The sequence below is a fragment of the Paraburkholderia sp. BR10923 genome, from assembly GCF_040948765.1.
Taxonomy (GTDB): Bacteria; Pseudomonadota; Gammaproteobacteria; order Burkholderiales; family Burkholderiaceae; genus Paraburkholderia; species Paraburkholderia youngii.
The window spans coordinates 434,407-452,149 of the sequence record NZ_JBFPKO010000003.1; the positions used below are offsets into that span (position 1 = coordinate 434,407).

General features: G+C 64.9%; 19 protein-coding genes. 12 read left to right on the top strand and 7 right to left on the bottom strand.

Annotated features, from left to right (window positions below):
• Positions 1-37: 37 nt before the first annotated feature.
• The 7 genes from flgG (at position 38) to flgL (ending at position 8,220) form a co-directional block, all read left to right on the top strand.
• The gene (gene flgG, locus AB3X94_RS07930; protein ID WP_176109990.1) at positions 38-826 is read left to right on the top strand and encodes a flagellar basal-body rod protein FlgG; all 789 of its coding nucleotides are present in this window, start codon (positions 38-40) and stop codon (positions 824-826) included.
• Positions 827-855: 29 nt separating this feature from the next.
• Positions 856-1,554 carry a flagellar basal body L-ring protein FlgH gene (gene flgH, locus AB3X94_RS07935; RefSeq protein ID WP_176124629.1) on the top strand — a complete coding sequence of 233 codons (699 nt, stop codon included), beginning with the start codon at positions 856-858 and terminating at the stop codon, positions 1,552-1,554.
• A gap of 2 nt (positions 1,555-1,556) precedes the next feature.
• A complete protein-coding gene (locus AB3X94_RS07940) occupies positions 1,557-2,726 on the top strand; it encodes a flagellar basal body P-ring protein FlgI (protein WP_281375070.1) in 1,170 nt (389 codons plus the stop codon).
• Between the two features lie 12 nt (positions 2,727-2,738).
• Entirely contained in the window at positions 2,739-3,746 is a 1,008-nt protein-coding gene (gene flgJ / locus AB3X94_RS07945) for a flagellar assembly peptidoglycan hydrolase FlgJ (protein ID WP_368611208.1), read from the top strand.
• A 237-nt stretch (positions 3,747-3,983) separates the two neighbouring features.
• Complete coding sequence (locus tag AB3X94_RS07950) at positions 3,984-4,757, top strand: flagellar brake protein (RefSeq protein ID WP_368611209.1); 774 nt, start codon at positions 3,984-3,986, stop codon at positions 4,755-4,757.
• Positions 4,758-4,984: 227 nt separating this feature from the next.
• Positions 4,985-6,982 carry a flagellar hook-associated protein FlgK gene (gene flgK, locus AB3X94_RS07955; protein WP_368611210.1) on the top strand — a complete coding sequence of 666 codons (1,998 nt, stop codon included), beginning with the start codon at positions 4,985-4,987 and terminating at the stop codon, positions 6,980-6,982.
• Positions 6,983-6,993: 11 nt separating this feature from the next.
• On the top strand, positions 6,994-8,220 hold the full coding sequence (flgL, locus tag AB3X94_RS07960; protein WP_368611211.1) for a flagellar hook-associated protein FlgL: 1,227 nt from the start codon (positions 6,994-6,996) through the stop codon (positions 8,218-8,220).
• A gap of 77 nt (positions 8,221-8,297) precedes the next feature.
• Here flgL and fliR read toward each other — a convergent pair whose 3' ends face one another.
• From fliR to fliL, 7 genes are read right to left on the bottom strand one after another with little or no spacing between them, the layout of a single operon-like run.
• Complete coding sequence (gene fliR / locus AB3X94_RS07965; protein ID WP_368611212.1) at positions 8,298-9,080, bottom strand: flagellar biosynthetic protein FliR; 783 nt, start codon at positions 9,078-9,080, stop codon at positions 8,298-8,300.
• A 31-nt stretch (positions 9,081-9,111) separates the two neighbouring features.
• Entirely contained in the window at positions 9,112-9,381 is a 270-nt protein-coding gene (fliQ, locus tag AB3X94_RS07970; protein ID WP_176109996.1) for a flagellar biosynthesis protein FliQ, read from the bottom strand.
• 34 nt (positions 9,382-9,415) lie between these two features.
• Positions 9,416-10,225, bottom strand: a complete 810-nt coding sequence (gene fliP, locus AB3X94_RS07975; protein WP_368611213.1) for a flagellar type III secretion system pore protein FliP — start codon at positions 10,223-10,225, stop codon at positions 9,416-9,418.
• Positions 10,225-10,740 (bottom strand): flagellar biosynthetic protein FliO, encoded by a 516-nt coding sequence (fliO, locus tag AB3X94_RS07980; protein ID WP_176124500.1) that lies wholly within the window; start codon positions 10,738-10,740, stop codon positions 10,225-10,227. The genes fliP and fliO overlap by 1 nt, the downstream gene beginning before the upstream one ends.
• A complete protein-coding gene (gene fliN, locus AB3X94_RS07985; protein ID WP_368611214.1) occupies positions 10,737-11,201 on the bottom strand; it encodes a flagellar motor switch protein FliN in 465 nt (154 codons plus the stop codon). The genes fliO and fliN overlap by 4 nt, the downstream gene beginning before the upstream one ends.
• Positions 11,194-12,192 (bottom strand): flagellar motor switch protein FliM, encoded by a 999-nt coding sequence (gene fliM, locus AB3X94_RS07990; RefSeq protein ID WP_013090865.1) that lies wholly within the window; start codon positions 12,190-12,192, stop codon positions 11,194-11,196. The genes fliN and fliM overlap by 8 nt, the downstream gene beginning before the upstream one ends.
• 58 nt (positions 12,193-12,250) lie before the next feature.
• Positions 12,251-12,751: a flagellar basal body-associated protein FliL gene (gene fliL, locus AB3X94_RS07995; RefSeq protein WP_368611215.1), complete on the bottom strand. Its 501-nt coding sequence runs from the start codon at positions 12,749-12,751 to the stop codon at positions 12,251-12,253.
• Between the two features lie 407 nt (positions 12,752-13,158).
• On the opposite strand from fliL, the gene AB3X94_RS08000 reads away from it, so the two are divergent.
• From AB3X94_RS08000 to AB3X94_RS08020, 5 genes are all read left to right on the top strand, one after another.
• A complete protein-coding gene (locus AB3X94_RS08000) occupies positions 13,159-14,439 on the top strand; it encodes a tyrosine-type recombinase/integrase (protein WP_368611216.1) in 1,281 nt (426 codons plus the stop codon).
• Positions 14,436-14,903, top strand: coding sequence for a hypothetical protein (locus AB3X94_RS08005; protein ID WP_368611217.1), 468 nt, complete (start codon positions 14,436-14,438; stop codon positions 14,901-14,903). The genes AB3X94_RS08000 and AB3X94_RS08005 overlap by 4 nt, the downstream gene beginning before the upstream one ends.
• Before the next feature lie 102 nt (positions 14,904-15,005).
• Positions 15,006-15,323: a hypothetical protein gene (locus AB3X94_RS08010; protein WP_368611218.1), complete on the top strand. Its 318-nt coding sequence runs from the start codon at positions 15,006-15,008 to the stop codon at positions 15,321-15,323.
• 16 nt (positions 15,324-15,339) lie between these two features.
• The gene (locus AB3X94_RS08015; RefSeq protein WP_368611219.1) at positions 15,340-15,519 is read left to right on the top strand and encodes a hypothetical protein; all 180 of its coding nucleotides are present in this window, start codon (positions 15,340-15,342) and stop codon (positions 15,517-15,519) included.
• The gene (locus AB3X94_RS08020; protein ID WP_368611220.1) at positions 15,516-17,573 is read left to right on the top strand and encodes an AAA family ATPase; all 2,058 of its coding nucleotides are present in this window, start codon (positions 15,516-15,518) and stop codon (positions 17,571-17,573) included. Before AB3X94_RS08015 ends, AB3X94_RS08020 begins: the two co-directional genes overlap by 4 nt.
• Positions 17,574-17,743 lie beyond the last annotated feature (170 nt).

Genomic DNA, 17,743 nt, shown 5'->3' on the forward strand with positions numbered 1-17,743 from the left:
CCCTACGAGGCTCGCCCCGAGACCAGGAGAACCATAAGTGAACCGCTCACTCTATATCGCCGCCACCGGCATGAATGCGCAACAGGCGCAGATGGACGTGATTTCGAACAACCTCGCGAACGTCAGCACCAACGGCTTCAAGGGCTCGCGCGCGGTGTTCGAGGATCTGCTGTACCAGACCATCCGCCAGCCGGGCGCGAACTCGACGCAGCAGACCGAGCTGCCGTCCGGCATTCAGCTCGGCACCGGCGTGCAACAGGTCGCGACCGAGCGTCTGTACACGCAGGGCAACCTGCAGCAGACCGGCAACTCGAAGGACGTCGCGATCAACGGCGCGGGCTTCTTCCAGGTGCAGATGCCCGACGGTCAGACTGCCTACACGCGCGACGGCTCGTTCCAGACCAATGCGCAGGGTCAGCTCGTCACGTCGAGCGGCTACCAGGTAATACCGGCGATCACGATCCCGAGCAATGCGACCTCGCTGACGATCGGCAGCGACGGCGCGGTGTCGATCACCGTGGCCGGCTCGAGCAATACGCAGCAGCTCGGCACGATGCAGCTCGCGACCTTCATCAACCCGGCCGGCCTCGACTCGAAGGGCGAGAACCTGTTCGCGGAGACGGCTTCGTCGGGCGCGCCGAACGTGGCGCAACCGGGTCTGAACGGCGCGGGCACGCTCAACCAGGGTTACGTGGAAGCGTCGAACGTGAACGTCGTGCAGGAGCTGGTGAACATGATCCAGACGCAGCGCGCGTACGAAATCAACAGCAAGGCCGTGACGACCTCCGACCAGATGCTGCAGACCTTGAGCCAGATGCCGGTTTGAGGACTGGAAATTTAAGGCGGTAAACGATGATGTCGCATTCCACTCGCACTCCGGTTCATTCGCGCACGGCCGTGGCGCTCGTGCAGCTCACGCTGCTCGCCGCGCTCGGCGGCTGCGCGCTCGTGCCGAAGCAACCGATCATCCAGCAGCCGATGACCGCACTGCCCCCGGTGCCGCCGCAGGCGCAGGCGCCGGGCTCGATCTACAATCCGGGCTTCGCGGGCCGTCCGCTATTCGAAGATCAGCGGCCGCGCAACGTGGGCGACATCATCACGATCGTGATCGCCGAGAACATCAACGCGACCAAGAACTCGGGCGCGAATGCGAGTCGCAATGGCAGCACGAACTTCAACGTGCCGACCGCGGGCTTCCTCGGCGGACTGTTCGCCAAGACCAACCTGAGCGCGACCGGCACCAACGGCTTTGCCGGCACCGGCGGCGCGAATGCGTCGAATACCTTCAACGGCACGATCACCGTGACCGTGACCGGCGTGCAGGCGAACGGCAACCTGATCGTGAGCGGTGAGAAGCAGATGCTGATCAATCAGGGCAACGAGTTCGTGCGCTTCTCGGGTGTCGTCAATCCCAACACGATTTCCAGCCTGAATGCCGTGTACTCGACCCAGGTCGCCGACGCGAAAATCGAATACTCCGCGAAGGGCTACATCAACGAAGCGGAGACCATGGGCTGGCTGCAGCGGTTCTTCCTCAACGTGGCGCCGTGGTGATCATGGGTACTGTTTTCAACACGCTGTCGCGCGCGGGCCGCGCACTGATGTTCGTCGCGCTCGCCTGCGCGGCGCTGCCGGCCGCGACGCCCGCGCATGCCGAGCGCCTGAAGGACCTCGCGCAGATCCAGGGCGTGCGCGACAACCCGCTGATCGGCTACGGCCTCGTGGTCGGCCTCGACGGCACCGGCGACCAGACCACGCAGACGCCGTTCACGACGCAGACGCTCGCGAACATGCTCGCGAACCTCGGCATCTCGATCAACAACCAGGCGGCGGGCTCGAGCAACTCGCAATCGTCGCTGTCGAACATCCAGTTGAAGAACGTCGCCGCCGTGATGGTGACCGCGGTGCTGCCGCCGTTCGCGCGGCCGGGCGAAGCGATCGACATCACCGTGTCGTCGCTCGGCAATGCGAAGAGCCTGCGCGGCGGCACGCTGCTGCTCACGCCGCTCAAGGGCGCCGACGGCCAGGTGTATGCGCTCGGCCAGGGCAACGTCGCCGTGGGCGGCGCGGGCGCGAGCGCGAACGGCAGCAAGGTGCAGGTCAATCAGCTGGCCGCGGGGCGCGTCACCGGCGGCGCGATCGTCGAGCGCGCGGTGCCGACCGCGGTGTCGCAGGCTGGCATGATGCAGCTCGACCTGAACGACATGGACTACGACACCACGCAGCGCGTCGTCGCGGCGATCGACAACGCGTTCGGCAGCGGCACCGCGACCGCGCTCGACGGCCGCACGATCCAGCTGCGCGCGCCGGCCGATCCGCAGCAGCAGGTCTCGTTCATGGCGCAATTGCAGAACCTCGAAGTGCGCCCCGGGCAGGCGGCCGCGAAGGTGATCCTGAACGCGCGCACCGGCTCGATCGTGATGAACCAGATGGTCACGCTGCAGAGCTGCGCGGTCGCGCACGGCAATCTGTCGGTCGTGATCAATACGCAGCCGGTGGTGAGCCAGCCGGGCGCGTTCTCGAACGGCCGCACCGTGGTCGCGCAGCAGTCGCAGATCCAGATGAAGCAGGACAACGGCGCGCTGAAACTCGTGAATGCCGGAGCAAACCTCGCCGAGGTGGTGAAGGCGCTCAACGCGCTCGGCGCGACGCCCGCGGATCTGATGTCGATCCTGCAAGCCATGAAAGCAGCCGGTGCCTTGCGCGCCGACCTTGAAATCATCTAAGGAGCACACGAGATGAATTCCGATCCGACCAATGGCGTCAACTCCGCCGGCGACCTGACCAGCCGGTTCGCGCTCGACGTCCAGGGCTTCGGCGCACTGAGCGCGCAGGCGAAGGCCTCGCCGCAAGCCGGCATGAAGATGGCCGCGCAGCAGTTCGACGCCGTGTTCACGCAGATGATGTTGAAGAGCATGCGCGATGCGACGCCGCAGGACAGTCCGTTCGATTCGCACGACACGGCGACCTTCACGTCGATGATGGACCAGCAGATGGCGCAACAGCTGTCGAAGCGAGGCATCGGCGTCGCCGACGCGATGCTCAAGCAGCTGATGCGCAACCAGGGCATGCAGGTGGGTGGCGCGAACGGCGCGGGCGCGGCGGGCGGTCTCGCCGGCATGGCCAACGCGCTCGGCGGCGGCAGCGGCGGCGGCGACGAAGGCCAGAGCGTTGCGCTCAACGCGCTCGCGCGCGCCTACGGCAACGCCCAGGCCAACGGCCAGCTCGCGCTGGGCCGCGGCTACTCGGCCAATAGCGCGCTGACGCCGCCGACGCGCGGCGACGGCAGCTCGCCGAAGGTCGATGCGTTCGTCGACAAGCTCGCCGCTCCGGCGCAAGCCGCGAGCGCGGCGACCGGCATTCCGGCGCGCTTCATCATCGGTCAGGCCGCGCTCGAATCGGGCTGGGGCAAGAGCGAGATCAAGAAGGCCGACGGCTCGACCAGCCACAACGTGTTCGGCATCAAGGCGGGCAACGACTGGACCGGCAAGACCGTGTCGACGGTCACGACCGAATACGTGAACGGCAAGCCGCATCGCACGGTGGAGAAATTCCGCGCGTACGACTCGTACGAGGAAGCGATGACCGATTACGCGAGCCTGCTGAAGAACAATCCGCGTTATGCACAGGTGATCAATTCGTCGCGCGACGTGAACGGTTTTGCGAACGGCATGCAGCGCGCCGGTTATGCGACCGACCCGCATTACGCGAAAAAGCTGTTGTCGATCATGCAGAAAATGGGCTGATTAAACGCAGGAAATGGGGCGGATACGCTTTTAACGTTTGCGCGACATTTTCCGGCGAATATTTAAATTGAGCCCCTAAATTTTGGCTCGATGCTGCCGCTAACGAGTTAGACCCGATACCGGAACAGCGCTGCAAGGTCCGGTCGAACGCGTGTGTTGCGGCTTTGCATGAAGACCCTCAGAGTCGATGGCTAGGCCCTGGCACGTGCCCGCAAGAACATGCTTACCGGCAAGCCCATGGATATGAACCAGTCGAACGGCCTGATTGACACAAACGGTCAGCCGCACGTCCCGCAAGACGAGAGCCCTTCCGATTTCGGCCGCCGCAATCCGCTGGAAATCGGCGTGCAGCTGCGCAATATCGTCAATCGCGGCGATTTCCTCACGGTCGAATATGCGGGCGGCCAGCTCGTCACGCGCCTGCTCGACGTCGACGTGCGCGAGCGCACCTTCACCTTCGATTGGGGCGCGCTCGCCGAGCAGAACAAGGGGCTGCTCAGCGCCCCGCGTTGCCAGTTCCACGCGTCGCCCGACGGGGTGCGCGTCGAGTTCACCACGCCGACGCCGCGCGAGACGCGCTTCGAGGGAATGCCGGCGTTCGAGGCCGACTTCCCCGAGGTGCTGTTCTACGTGCAGCGCCGCGAGTACTTCCGCGTCGCCGCGCCGATTCTCGACCCGTTCATGTGTACGGGCCGGCTGCCCGAGGGCGACACGTTCCGCTTCGAGGTGCACGACCTGTCGCTCGGCGGCGTCGGCATGCGCACGACCGACCTGCGTGTCGCCGAGCTGCCGATGGGCGCGCGCCTGATGGACTGCGAGCTCACGCTCGGCGCGCTCGGCCGTCTGTCGCTCGATCTGCAGCTCGTGTCGCATCGCTCGCTCGCGATGCCGAACGGCACGCAGCGCTATCAGCTCGGCTTCCGTTTCCTGTCGCTGCCCGGCAGCGCGGAAAACACGCTGCAGCGGCTGATCACGCAGCTCGAAATGAAGCGCCGCTCGCTGGCGCGCTGAGCCGCGAGCCAACGCGCGGCGGGCGTGCGCAAAACGCGCGGCCGCTGCGCGAATGTTTTTGGCCGGCGAAGCAAACGTTGCACACGCAGTGGACGCAATCGCGCGGCAACATCGCGGCGAGCGCAAACGAGGTGGAATGGCCCTCAATTTTTCGCACCACGGGCCGTTAAAGAGGATGTTCCACTAACACGGTGGCATGTCTGCGATGCCGCCCTTCAGGATGACGCATGTCCAGCAATCTGTTGAATATCGGCCTTAGCGGACTCAACGCGGCCCAATGGGGTTTGACGACGACTGGTGAGAACATCAGCAATGCGTCGACGCCCGGCTATACGATGGAAACTCCGGTGTATTCGGAGGTGGGCGGCAACTATACGGGCTCCGGCTACATGCCGATGGGCGTGTCCACCGACACCATCACGCGCGCGTATAGCCAGTACCTGACGACCGAGCTCAACAACGCGCAGTCGTGGAGCAGCTCGCTCAGCACGTACAACACGATGATCAGCCAGCTCAACAACCTCGTCGGCAGTCCGACTGGGGGGATTGCGAGCGCGATCAGCGGTTACTTCACGGGGCTGCAGAACGTCGCCAACGACGCGTCGAGCGTGTCGACGCGACAAACCGCGATCAGCGACGCACAGACGCTCGCGAATCAGATCAACGCGGCTGGCCAGCAATACGACCAGTTGCGCGCGAGCGTCAACACGCAGATGAGCGACGCGGTCACGAAGATCAACACCTTTACGGCGCAGATCGCGTCGCTGAATACGCAGATCACGCAGGCGAGCAGCCAGGGCCAGCCGCCGAACCAGCTGCTCGACCAACGCGACCTGGCGGTGTCGAACCTGTCGCAGCTGATTGGCGTGTCGGTCGTGCAGGACAACGGCAGCTATAGTCTGTTCATGTCGAACGGACAGCCGCTCGTGCTGGCCGGCAACAGCTTCAACCTCGGCACGGCGACTTCGTCGGCCGATCCGACCGAGCTGTCGGTCCAGTATCTCGGCCAGGTTGGCGCGAAGCCGACCCCCACTCCGCAGACGCTGTCCGACAGCAGCGTGTCCGGCGGCACGCTGGGCGGCCTGGTGCAATTCCGATCGCAAACGCTCGATCCGGCCGAGGCGCAACTCGGTGCGATCGCGACCAGCTTCGCCGCGCAGGTCAATGCGCAGAACGAACTCGGCCTGACGCTGAACGGCACCGCGGGCGGCGCGCTGTTCACCGTCGGCTCGCCGACCGTGTACGCGAACTCGCAGAACAGCGGCACCGCGACGCTCGGCGTCTCGTTCGCCGACGCGAGCCAGCCGACCACGGGCGACTACACGCTGTCGTACAACGGCAGCGCCTACACGCTGACCGACAACCAGACCGGCAGCATCGTCGGCTCGGCGGCGGACCTGACCAAGCCGATCGGCGGCCTGCAGTTCTCGGTCGCGAGCGGCACGATGAACGCGGGCGACTCGTTCACTGTCGAGCCGACCCGCGGCGCGCTGAACGGCTTTGCGCTGACCACCACGGCGGGCTCGGCGATCGCGGCCGCGGCGCCGGTGCTCGCGTCGGCGTCGACGTCGAACACCGGCAGCGCGACGATCACGCAAGGTACGGTATCGGCCGGCTATAGCGCGCCGACCAGCGCGTCGAAGATCACCTACACCGCGAGCACCGGCGGCCTCACCAACTTCCCGGTTGGCTCGGTGGTGACGGTCGCCGGCTCGCCGTCCACGTCGTACACGATCGGCTCGGCGACGGACGTGGTGCCGTACTCGCCGAATTCGGGCGCAACGCTGACGATCACCAACCCGACCAACTCGACGAACCCGGGCGTGATGAACAACGTGACGGTCACGATCAGCGGCACGCCAGCCAACGGCGACTCGTTCACGATCGGACCGAACACCGGCGCGACCAACGACGGCCGCAACGCGCAACTGTTGTCGAACCTCACCAATGCGAAGACGCTCGTGGGGGGCACCGCGACGCTGACGAGCGCGTATGCGAGCTACGTCAACAGCATCGGCAACCAGACCACGCAGATCCAGGCGATGGCGACGACGCAAAGCTCGCTCGTCACGCAGATCACGTCGGCGCAGCAGTCGGTGTCGGGCGTCAATATCAATGAGGAAGCGGCTAACCTGCTTCAATACCAGCAGCTCTATCAGGCCAACAGCAAGGTCATCCAGACGGCGCAGACGCTGTTCCAGACCTTGCTCGGCATCTTCTCGTAAGGCGTTGAACCATGCGAATTTCGTCCCAGCAGTACTTCAGCATGAACGTCGCGAACATGAGCAATCAGCAGGCTCAGCTGTCGCAGATCTACCAGGAAATCTCGAGCGGCCAGAGCCTGACCACGCCCGCCGACAACCCGCTCGGCGCCGCGCAGGCCGTGCAGCTCAGCTCGACGGCGTCGGCGCTGTCGCAGTACACGACGAACCAGGGCACGGCGCTCGCGTCGTTGCAGGCGGAGGACTCGACGCTCACCAACGTCATGACGACGCTGCAAAGCGCGCACACGCTAGGTCTGCGCGCCGGCGACGGCGGCTTGAACGATGCCGACCGCACCGCGATCGCCGCGCAGCTGACGACTTTGCGCGACCAGCTCGTCACCTACGCGAATGCGACCGACGGCGCCGGCAATGCCTTGTTCGCCGGCTTCCAGAATTCGACCCATGCCTTCACGACCGACCCGGCCGGCAATGTCACTTACACGGGCGACACCGGCTCGCGCACGGTGCAGCTCACCGATAGCAATGCAGTCGCGACCGGCGACAACGGGCTGTCGGTATTCATGAGCGTCGGCGCGATCAACCCGCAGCCGATCGCCTCGGCCGTCTCGGGCAATACCGGCTCCGGCGTGATCGGCGCAGTGACGGTCAACGACCCGACCAACGCCTTGAATGCGGACTCGTACCAGATCCAGTTCAGCGGCAGCGGCAGCTCGATGACCTACACGGTCACCGACACGACCACCGGCATCGCGGGTACGGCACAGCCCTACGCGGCGGGCACGGGCATCACCATCGCCGGGCAGAGCGTCGAAATCACCGGCACGCCGGCCGCCAACGACAAATTCACGGTGCAGCCGGCCAGTCAGGCGGGCACCAACGTGTTCGCGAACCTGAATGCAATGATCGCGGCGCTTCAGCAGCCGGTCAGCGGCAATCCCACGGCCGCGGCATCGCTGCAGAACGCGTTGAACACGGGCCTGTCGCAGCTCGGCAACACGCTGAACAACATCACCGCGGTGCAGGCTTCGGTGGGCGGGCGCGAGCAGGAAGTGCAGGCGTTGCAAACGGTCACTCAGACCAACAGCACGCAAACGTCCAGTGAACTCGCGAACCTGACCTCGACCGACCTGGTCAAGACGATCAGCCAGTACACGATGCAGCAGGCGGCACTGCAGGCGTCGCAGCAGGCGTTCGTGAAGATCCAGGGCATGTCGCTGTTCGAGTACATCGGCAACTGATGCCGCTTCGGCGCGGCAATGAAAAAACCGGCGAGAGCCGGTTTTTTTCCGTCCGCGCTTTCGGGATTGCCGCGGCGCTACTTCAGCCCGGCTGCGATCCGCCCCATCTGATCGATGCCGCTATCGAACAGCCGCACGAAGAACGGGATCATGTTCGGCAGCATCAGTTGCACGAGCAGCAAGCCGACCAGCATCGTCAGCGGAAAGCCGATCTGGAATACGCCGATCTGCGGCGCCGCGCGATTGAGAATGCCGAGCGCCAGGTTGGCGATCAGCAGCGCGACGACGACCGGCAACGACAGCAGCAGCCCCGCCGAAAAGATCGAGCTGCCCCAGTTCGCGAGCGTCTGCCAGCCGTGCGGCGCGAGCAGGTTGGCCGACACCGGCACCGCCTGGAACGTCGTGACGAGCGCGGCGATCATCTGCAGATGACCATCGACGGCGAGAAACGCCAGCGTCGCGATCGTCGTCATGTAGCGCGAGATCACGACGCCCGAGCCGGTCGCCTGCTGGTCGAAGAAGGTCGCGAAGCCGAGACCCATGCCGAGGCCGATGAAATAGCCGGTCGCGTCGATCGCCTGGAACACGATCTGCATCGTCACGCCGAGCGCGATGCCGATCAGGAACTGGTTGGCGAGAATCCACACGCCGTCCGCCGAAAAGACGGTGACCTGCGGCAGCGCGCCGATCGTCGGCGCGACGATGATCGTCGTGAACGCTGCGAGGCCGATCTTCACGCGCGAGGGCAGCGACGAATTGCCGAACACCGGCGCGGTCGCGATCAGCGCGGCGATGCGCGCGAACGGCCACAGGAACGCGGTCAGCCAGACGTTCAGTTGCGCGTAGGTGACCGTGAACATGGAGCGGGGAGGGCGGACGTGCGAGCAGCGCTCAGTTGACGAGCGTCGGAATGCTGGTGAGCGTGTGGCGCAGATAGTCGAGCATCGTGGTCAGCATCCACGGCCCGGCGATCACCAGCGTGGCCGCGATCGCGAGCAGCTTCGGGATGAACGACAAGGTGCTCTCGTTGATCTGCGTGGCCGCCTGGAACAGGCTCACGACCAGACCGACGACGAGCGCGACGAGCAGCAGCGGGGCGGCCATCATGAGGCCGACATACATGGCCTGGTGGGCCAGCGTCATGACTGCTTCGGGTGTCATCGTGAGTACCTGAAGAACGAGGAGTCGAAAATAATCAGACGAAGCTCTGCGCGAGCGAGCCGAGCAGCAACTGCCAGCCGTCGACGAGCACGAACAGCATCAGCTTGAACGGCAGCGAAATCGTCGCCGGCGATACCATCATCATACCCATCGACATCAGCACGCTCGCGACCACCATGTCAATGATCAGGAACGGAATGAAGATCGTAAAGCCGATCGTGAAGCCGGTTTTCAACTCGCTCGTCACGAACGACGGCACCAGCAGCGACAGCGGCACGTCTTCAGGCCCCTGCATCGGCGCCGCGTGCGAGATGCGCGCGAACAGTGCCAGGTCGCTCTCGCGGGTCTGACGCAGCATGAAGGTCTTGAACGGCGCGACGCCGCGCGACACCGCCTGGTCCATCGGCAGCGTGCCTTCGGAAAACGGCTTGTAGGCTTCGTTATAGGCCTTATCGAGCACCGGCGACATCACGAAAAACGTCAGAAACAGCGCAAGACCGACGAGCACCTGGTTCGGCGGCGTCGTGGTCGTGCCAAGCGCCTGGCGCAGCAGCGACAACACGATCACGATGCGCGTGAAGCTCGTCATCATCAGCACCATCGCGGGCAGGAACGACAGCATCGTGAGCAGCAGCATCGTCTGCACGCTCAGCGAGTAGGTCGTGCCGCCGTTCGGGCCGGGGCTCGTCGTGAAGGCCGGCAGGCCGGCGGTTTGCGCGAACGACAGCGTCGGCAGCGCGACCAGCAGTGCCGGCAGCGCGAGTCGAAGCACTGCGGGGAGCGAGCGCGCCGCACGGCGCGATAGCGTGAAGAACCAACCTGACTGCCTGAAACTGACCTGCATTACCGATCCCCGCCGCGGTGCGCGTTGAAACGTTTGCCCACTTCGCCCTTCATGGCGTCGCGAAAGCGTTGACCAAAGGTGCCGGAAAGCGGTTCGGGCGAAGCGGCAACCGTATCGGCCGCGACGGAACCCGCCGGCATCGTATGCAGCAGCCGCACGTTGCCGGGCGCAGCGCCGAGCACGAGCCACGTATCGCCGATCTCGACGACCGCGACGCGCTCCTTGCCGCCGAGCGAAGCGCCGCCCACGGTCTTCACGAGGCCGCCGCGCTGGCCCGGTTGCAGGCCGAAGCGTCGCGCGAGCCATGCGCAGCCGAACACGAGGCCGATCACGACCGCGAGCCCGACGAAGGTTTGCAGCACCGCGCCCACGCCGAGCGCCGGCACCGCGCTACCCGCGCCGACCCCCGAGGCGATCTTCGCGGCGTTGTTGACCGCGTTCATGTCGGCGGCGTGAGCGACGCTGGACGCGATGAGCGGCGCGAGCAACACGCCGCGACCTGCCAAACGTTTCATCGATTGAGTTTCCGGATGCGTTCGGACGGCGTGATGATGTCGGTCAGCCGGATACCGAACTTGTCGTTGACGACCACCACTTCGCCCTGCGCGATCAGACAGCCGTTGACGAGCACGTCCATCGGCTCGCCGGCCATGCCGTCGAGTTCGACGACCGAGCCCTGCGCGAGCTGCAGCAGATTGCGGATCGCGATCTTGGTGCGGCCGAGCTCGACCGTCATCTGGACGGGGATGTCCAGGATCATGTCGATATCGTTGTGCGTCGCGGTCGGCTCGACCTTCGACAGCGGCTGGAACACACCGGCCGCGGCCGGGTTGACCTCGGCGTTGCCGTTCTGCTCGGCGAGCGCGCTCGCCCAGTCGTCCATCGCCGCGTCGTCTTCCGCGGCGGACAGCGCGCCGGCGGCGATTTGCTCGGCTGCCTCGAGATCGCTCTCGGGCTTTGCGTTCAGGTCACTCATATCCACCTTCCTTCATCGTGTCGGCTGCGCTGATCATCTTCTGGACCCGCAACGCGTACTGACCATTGAAAATTCCGTAGCCGCATTCCATCACCGGCACGCCGTCGACTTTCGCGGTGATGTGCTCGGGGATGTTGATCGGCAGAACATCGCCTTTGCGCATGTTCAGGATCTGTTCGAACGTGACCGGCACCTGCGCGAGGTCGGCGGTCAGCTGCACTTCGGCAGCCTGCACCTGCTGCGACAGCACGCGCACCCAGCGCCGATCGACGTCCATCGCTTCGCCCTGGATCGGCGACGAGAGCACGTCGCGGATCGGCTCGATCATCGAGTACGGCATGCAGATGTGCAGCGTGCCGCCCGTCGAGCCGAACTCGATCGAAAACTGGGTGACGATGACGATTTCGTTCGGCGTCGCGACGTTGGCGAATTGCGTGTGCATTTCCGAGCGCACGTATTCGAACTGCAGCGGGCGCACGCTCTTCCACGACGCGGTGTAGTGCTCGAACGTCAGATTGAGCAGCTTCGTGATGATGCGCTGCTCGGTTTGCGTGAAATCGCGTCCTTCGACGCGCGTATGGAAACGCCCGTCGCCGCCGAACAGGTTATCGACCACGAAGAACACGAGGTTCGGATCGAACACGAACAGCGACGTGCCGCGCAGCGGCTTCACGTGGACCAGGTTCAGATTGGTCGGGATCGGCAGGTTGCGCGTGAATTCGCTGTACTTCTGCACCTTCACCGGGCCGACGGAGATTTCCGCCGAGCGCCGCATGAAGTTGAAAATGCCGACGCGCAACAGGCGCGCGAAGCGGTCGTTGATGATTTCGAGGCCCGGCATCCGGCCACGGACGATGCGTTCCTGCGTCGCGATGTTGTACGGGCGTACGCCCGTGCGGTCGTTTTGCTCGGATTCCGTGTCGGATTCGCCGGTGACGCCCTTCAGAAGGGCATCGACCTCCTCCTGGGACATGAACTCTTCATGGCTCATTGCTTATTCCTCGTGCGTCCCTTGGCGATTGATGATGGCAGTGCTGGACAAGGTCACGTCACTGCACGACGAACTCGGTGAACAGCACGTCCTGCACGCGGATCGGTGCGGCGCCCCGCTCGGTCGGCTCGGTGATCAGCTTCTTCAGCTCTTCGGCGAGCGCGCGCTTGCCTTCGAGCGGCGCGAGTTCTTCGGGGTGCTTGTTCGACAGCGCGAGCAGGATGCGGCTGCGCACTTCCGGCATGTGATCGGTGAGCGCCTGCTGGGTGCCGGCGTCGCCGAGCTTCAGTGTGAGGCCGATGCGCAGGAAGTGTTGCTGGCCGTCGTCCGATTGCAGGTTGACGGTCATCGATTCGAGCGGGAAGAACAGCGGCACGGCGGACTGCGCCGGCGCGGCTTCGGCCGATACGGCGACGGGTGCGCGCTTCGACATGAAGAACCACACGCCGGCACCGGCAGCGCCCGCGGCGATCAGCGCAATGAGGCCGATCAGGATGATGCGCTTCATGGGGCCCGGCGAGGCGGGCGCGGCTTGTTGCGGGGCGGTCGTAGTTGCCATTTGGGTTGCCAGCCTGGTGCTGGCGTAGTAAGGGTTAGGGTGATTGTTGTTGATTTGTCTGCGGCGCTATGGGTCGAAAAGAAGGGCTATTTCTGGCTATTTCTGGGTGTTTCCAGTTTTTGTTTGTTTTTCTGGTCTTTATTCTTGGCGGTGTTGGCCTTTCCTTGCTTTCTTATCGGTCTATTAGCGTTGCCCCTGTGCGGGGCGGCACCTACTTTCTTTGCAGCAGCAAAGAAATGGGCGTATTCTCTGAGTTGAGTTGATCGGGTATGAATCGGCTAACATCCTGATTCCACAAGGGTTTGATACAATTTCTCCGCTCAACTTCGTCCAGCCCAGTTCAACTCCGCCCAAAAATGCACAGGGGTAAGGACAGGGGTGAGGACCGGCTACCCGGAGAACGCCCGATGCCCGTAACCCGAAAACTCACTGCCGCCGCTGTCAAGGCGGCCCAACCCAACGCACCCGCACAGCCCGGAGGCAGGCCGCGCGCCCGCTACGTCAGCGACGGCAACAATCTGTATCTGCAAATCGCGCCGTCCGGCAGCAAGTCGTGGATCTTCAGATACAGCCGACATGGTCGCGAGCGCGACGCCGGGCTGGGAAGTGCCGACGTGATCACGCTCACGATGGCCCGCGCCCGCGCACTGGAGATGCGGCAGATGCTCGCCAGCGGCACCGATCCCCTGAGTGCGAAGCGCACCGCCCGGCGCGAAGCGAAGCGTGCCAGTCAGACCCGCATGAGTTTCAACTTGGCCGCTGAACAGGCGCTCGCGGATCGCAGGCTGAAGACGGAGAAGCAGCGCAGGGAATGGGCCAGCACCTTCGAGCGCTATGTCTCGCCCGTCATTGGTCGCCTCGACATGCACGAGGTTCACCCCGAGGATATCGCGACCCTGCTGCGCCCGATCTGGCAAACGAAATATCCGACCGCGCGTGTCGTGCTTGACCGCGTCGCCGCCGTCTTCGACTGGTGGACGCAGCACACCGGTGCCGACACGGCCAGTCCCGCCAGCACCGAAGCCGTGACGCGGCTGCTGCCGAAGGTGGAGCACGCGCGCACGAACCGGGCCGCGATTGCGTGGAAGCACATGCCTGACGCCCTGCGCCGGATTCAGGGGCTCGACGGCGTCGCGGCGCGCGCGGTTGAATTCCTCGCGCATACCGGCGTGCGTGAACAGGTCGCGCGGCTGGTGACGTGGCGCGAACTCGATCTCGATGCAGGCCGCTGGGTGGTCCCGGCTGAACGCGCGAAAGTGGCGGTTGACTTCGATATCCCGCTCACGCCAGCCGTGCTTGACCTGCTGCGTGCCCTGCCGGGCTACAACGGTGGCAACCCCGACCCGGACGCATTCGTGTTTGCCTCGCCGCGCGGTCGCGCCTATGGCAATTCGCAACTCAATGACGTGCTGCGCGACGCGGGCTATGAGCCGGGTGAAGCCACGCTGCACGGCCTGCGCAGCGCGCTGCGGTCATGGGTCGGTGACACCCTGCCCGAAGTGCCGGTGCATGTGGCCGAAGCCGTGATCCAGCATGAGAAGCGCTCGCAGGTCAGGCGCAGTTATGAGCGCAGCACTTTCTACGCGTTGCGTCTGCCGGTCATGGAGGCATGGTCGCGCTACCTCGAAGGCGGCGAGACGACCGTGCTGCCGCTGGACCGCGCCCGGTCGAAGCGGAGCGCCGCATGAGCGGCGGCGCGTATGACGACCGCCTTGCAACGTTGCGCGCGCAACTGGTCGCCGCGCTCGAAGCTGAGGGGTATCCGGCACTGGCCCGTGACCTGACGCCCGGAACCCGCGAACTCGCGCAGCGGCTCTTTGCACTCGATGCGATGGTGCGCTTCACCCATCACCAGCCGCCGCAAACGCCCGAGGACCATGCGACGTTCTACACCGCCCAGTTCTTGTTCACGTCCCTGATGCCAAAGAGCACGATGACGGCAACCGGAGCGCGCCACGTGCGGCTGTGTGAAGAGGTTCTGCAAGTCGCGCTGGCTATCGACGTGACTGTCGAGGACGCAATCAACGTAGTAGCCGACCGGCATCGCGGCGAGCACGGCGCAGGTGCCGAAACCATCCGCCGCGCCTACCTGAAATACCACAAGACCTCACCCTGCTGGCTGCTGCTCGAACAGCGGCGCAAAGGGGTGTAATTTCCCGCCGCGATTTACACGTGTAAATTTCCGCCGCCAATTGCACTTAAAATCGGCTCCGATTTCGGCTTCAATGACTTTCAAGTCAACGCGGAGCCGATCATGGACGAGCAAGCCGAACTGAATCCCCCCAGGCGGGGACCGGGACGCCCGCGCAAGGTGCGCCCCGCCGAAGCTGCACCCGTTGCAAGTCCGGTCGTGGCACCGGTTGACCCACTCGCCCCGCTCGTCACCGACCGGCGTGGCGCAGGAAAAATCCTCGGCGTGAGCGTTTCAACCATCAAGCGGCTGGAGAAGTCCGACCCGGACTTTCCGCGCGCATTCGCCGTGGGCGCGCACCGCGACAAGCGCCTGATCGAAGACATTCGCGGCTACGCGCTGAAGAAGGCGCGTGTCGCCGCTGAATCCGGCGCGGCCTGACTGCGGAGGTGCTGCCATGTACACCTCGCGCGAACTGATCGCCCTGCTCAATCGCTGGAATATCGACGGTATTGCGCCAGCCGCACTCAATGCCCTGTCCGTGAGGCGCTTCGCCGATCACGTCGAACACGATCTCGATGAACGCGACCGGCTGCTCGACGACGAGAACAATCGTGACGTTCCGGGTGCGACATGAGTCCGGCCGAGCGCGCGAGGAGCGCGCTGTTCTCCTTCCCGCCGGGCGGTTCGCACGACGAAACGATCCGGCTCGGCGCATCGTTCCTGCATGCCGGTGGCGAACTCGCCGACTGGCTCGCGTGGCGCGGGCAGGACCCCGATGACAAGGGCGAGAAGTACAACCGCAGCCAGTGGAAAACGTATGACGGGCTGGACGTGGGGCCGGGACTGCTGTTCCATCTCGCGCGGCAGGAAAACGACTGGCACGACCCGGACCCCGACCCGCCCCCGCAACGGACGAACGGTGCCGGAACCCCACACCGGGAAGTTCACGATGACGCGCACAGGATCACGACAGAGGACGACACTGGCGAGCGCGCTATCGACCTCTGGCTCGACGGCCAGCCCGCGCACGCTCATCCCTACGTGGCCCGCAAGGGCTTGCGCGAAGCGTGTGACGCCGACCGGCTGCGTGTCGCGGCGCACGATCCCGGCTGCCTGCTCGTGCCGATCCGCGCGCTGTCCGATACCGCTCCGGTCGTCGCGGTGCAGCGTATCTTCGCCGATGGTTCGAAGCGCACGCTCGGCAGGCTCACGCCGTTCCCGGGCTGCTGCTACATGATCGGCGACCTGCGCGACAGCGTGACCGTGATCGCCTGCGAAGGCATGGCAACGGGTGAGGCAATTCACTGGGCGGTGCCGGATGCGGTCATTGCGGTGACGATCGGGGTGGGTCGCGAGCGCGAGGTGATGACGGAAATCCGCGAGCGGTATCCGGCGAGCACGCGCGTGATCGTCGCCGACCGTGGCCGGCACGCGTGCGACGCCGATGCGAAGCATCCTGCGAATCACATCGAGATCATGACCGCCCATGCGGCACAGACGACGCGCTCGGCATGGGTCGAAATGCCCGCCAGCGAGCGCGAGGGTTTCGACGGCTGGGACTACGCGACCGAATACGGCCCTGACGCGCTAGCGGTCTGGATCGCAGACGGCGGACGGCACGAATATGTTCCGCGCTACCAGTTGCTCGACGGCCCGACCGTATCGTCCCAGCCGATCATTCCCGACATCGTGCGCGGCGTCGTTCCCGCCCGCGCGCTGCTCGCGATCTGGGGCACGTCAGGCGTCGCCAAGTCTTTTCTCACGATGGAACTGGCCGCGTGTCTGGAAGAGTGCCGACCGTTTTTCGGGCATACGGTGTTCACCCGTGTGCCGGTGGTGGTGCTGTCACTCGAAGGCAATAACGGCCTGCCGCGCCGCTATCGCGCATGGGAGAACCATCACGGTCGGCCGGTACCGTGGCGCACGATCACGCACCAGTCCTTCTCCCTGCTCGACCCGCACGACCTCGATGACCTGACCGAAGCGATCGGGCAGACCGGCGAGCCGGTCGGGCTGCTTGTGATCGACCCGCTTGCACTCTGCACGGTCGGACTGGAGGAAAACAGTTCGGCCGAGATGGGCAGGGCCGTGGCCGCACTGCACACGCTGCGCGACCGCACCGGCTGGACGATCTGCGTTATCCACCATACGGGCAAGGTGCAGACGAACGGCATGCGCGGGAGCAGCACCCTGCCATTCCTGCTCGATGCACATATCGAAGTGACCTACGAGCGCGAAACCGGCCTGCGGCACTGGATCATCGGCAAGCAGAAGGAGGCCGACGATACCGGTCGCCACGCGTTCCGGCTTGTGCCGGTCGAGATCGGCAACGACCCGGACGGACAGGCACTCTGCTCGGGCGTGATCGAGTGCGCCGACGTGGAAGAACGCGGACGCGAACCGGCAAGGAAACCGCTGGGCAAACCGAAGGCCGCGAATCAGGCGCTCGCCTATGACGTGATCGGCAAACTGCTCGCCGCTGGCGGGAGTCCCGGGGCTGGCGACGGATGCCCACCCGACCGACCCTGCGTACTGCTCGATACCGCAGCGCGCGCCGTCGCCGCGAAGTTTTTCCAGTACGACGAGCGGCGGCGCTACAGCGTGGCGAAAACGGTCATCAGCGCCATGCAGACAAAATATTACGCATGCGATGGCAACTGGCTGTGGCGCAGGCCGGACGGGGATTAGCGGGCGAGACAAAAACGGTGTTTTGTCTGTTTTGTCCGGTTTGTTGTCTGTGTCTCCCGTTGGACAAAAAAACAAGACAAAAACACCCCTCTAAAGAGGGGGTGTTTTTGGTCTTGTCTTTTTGTCCGACTCACGGGAGACGCAACCGGAGGTGGTTTCTGCCAGCGGAG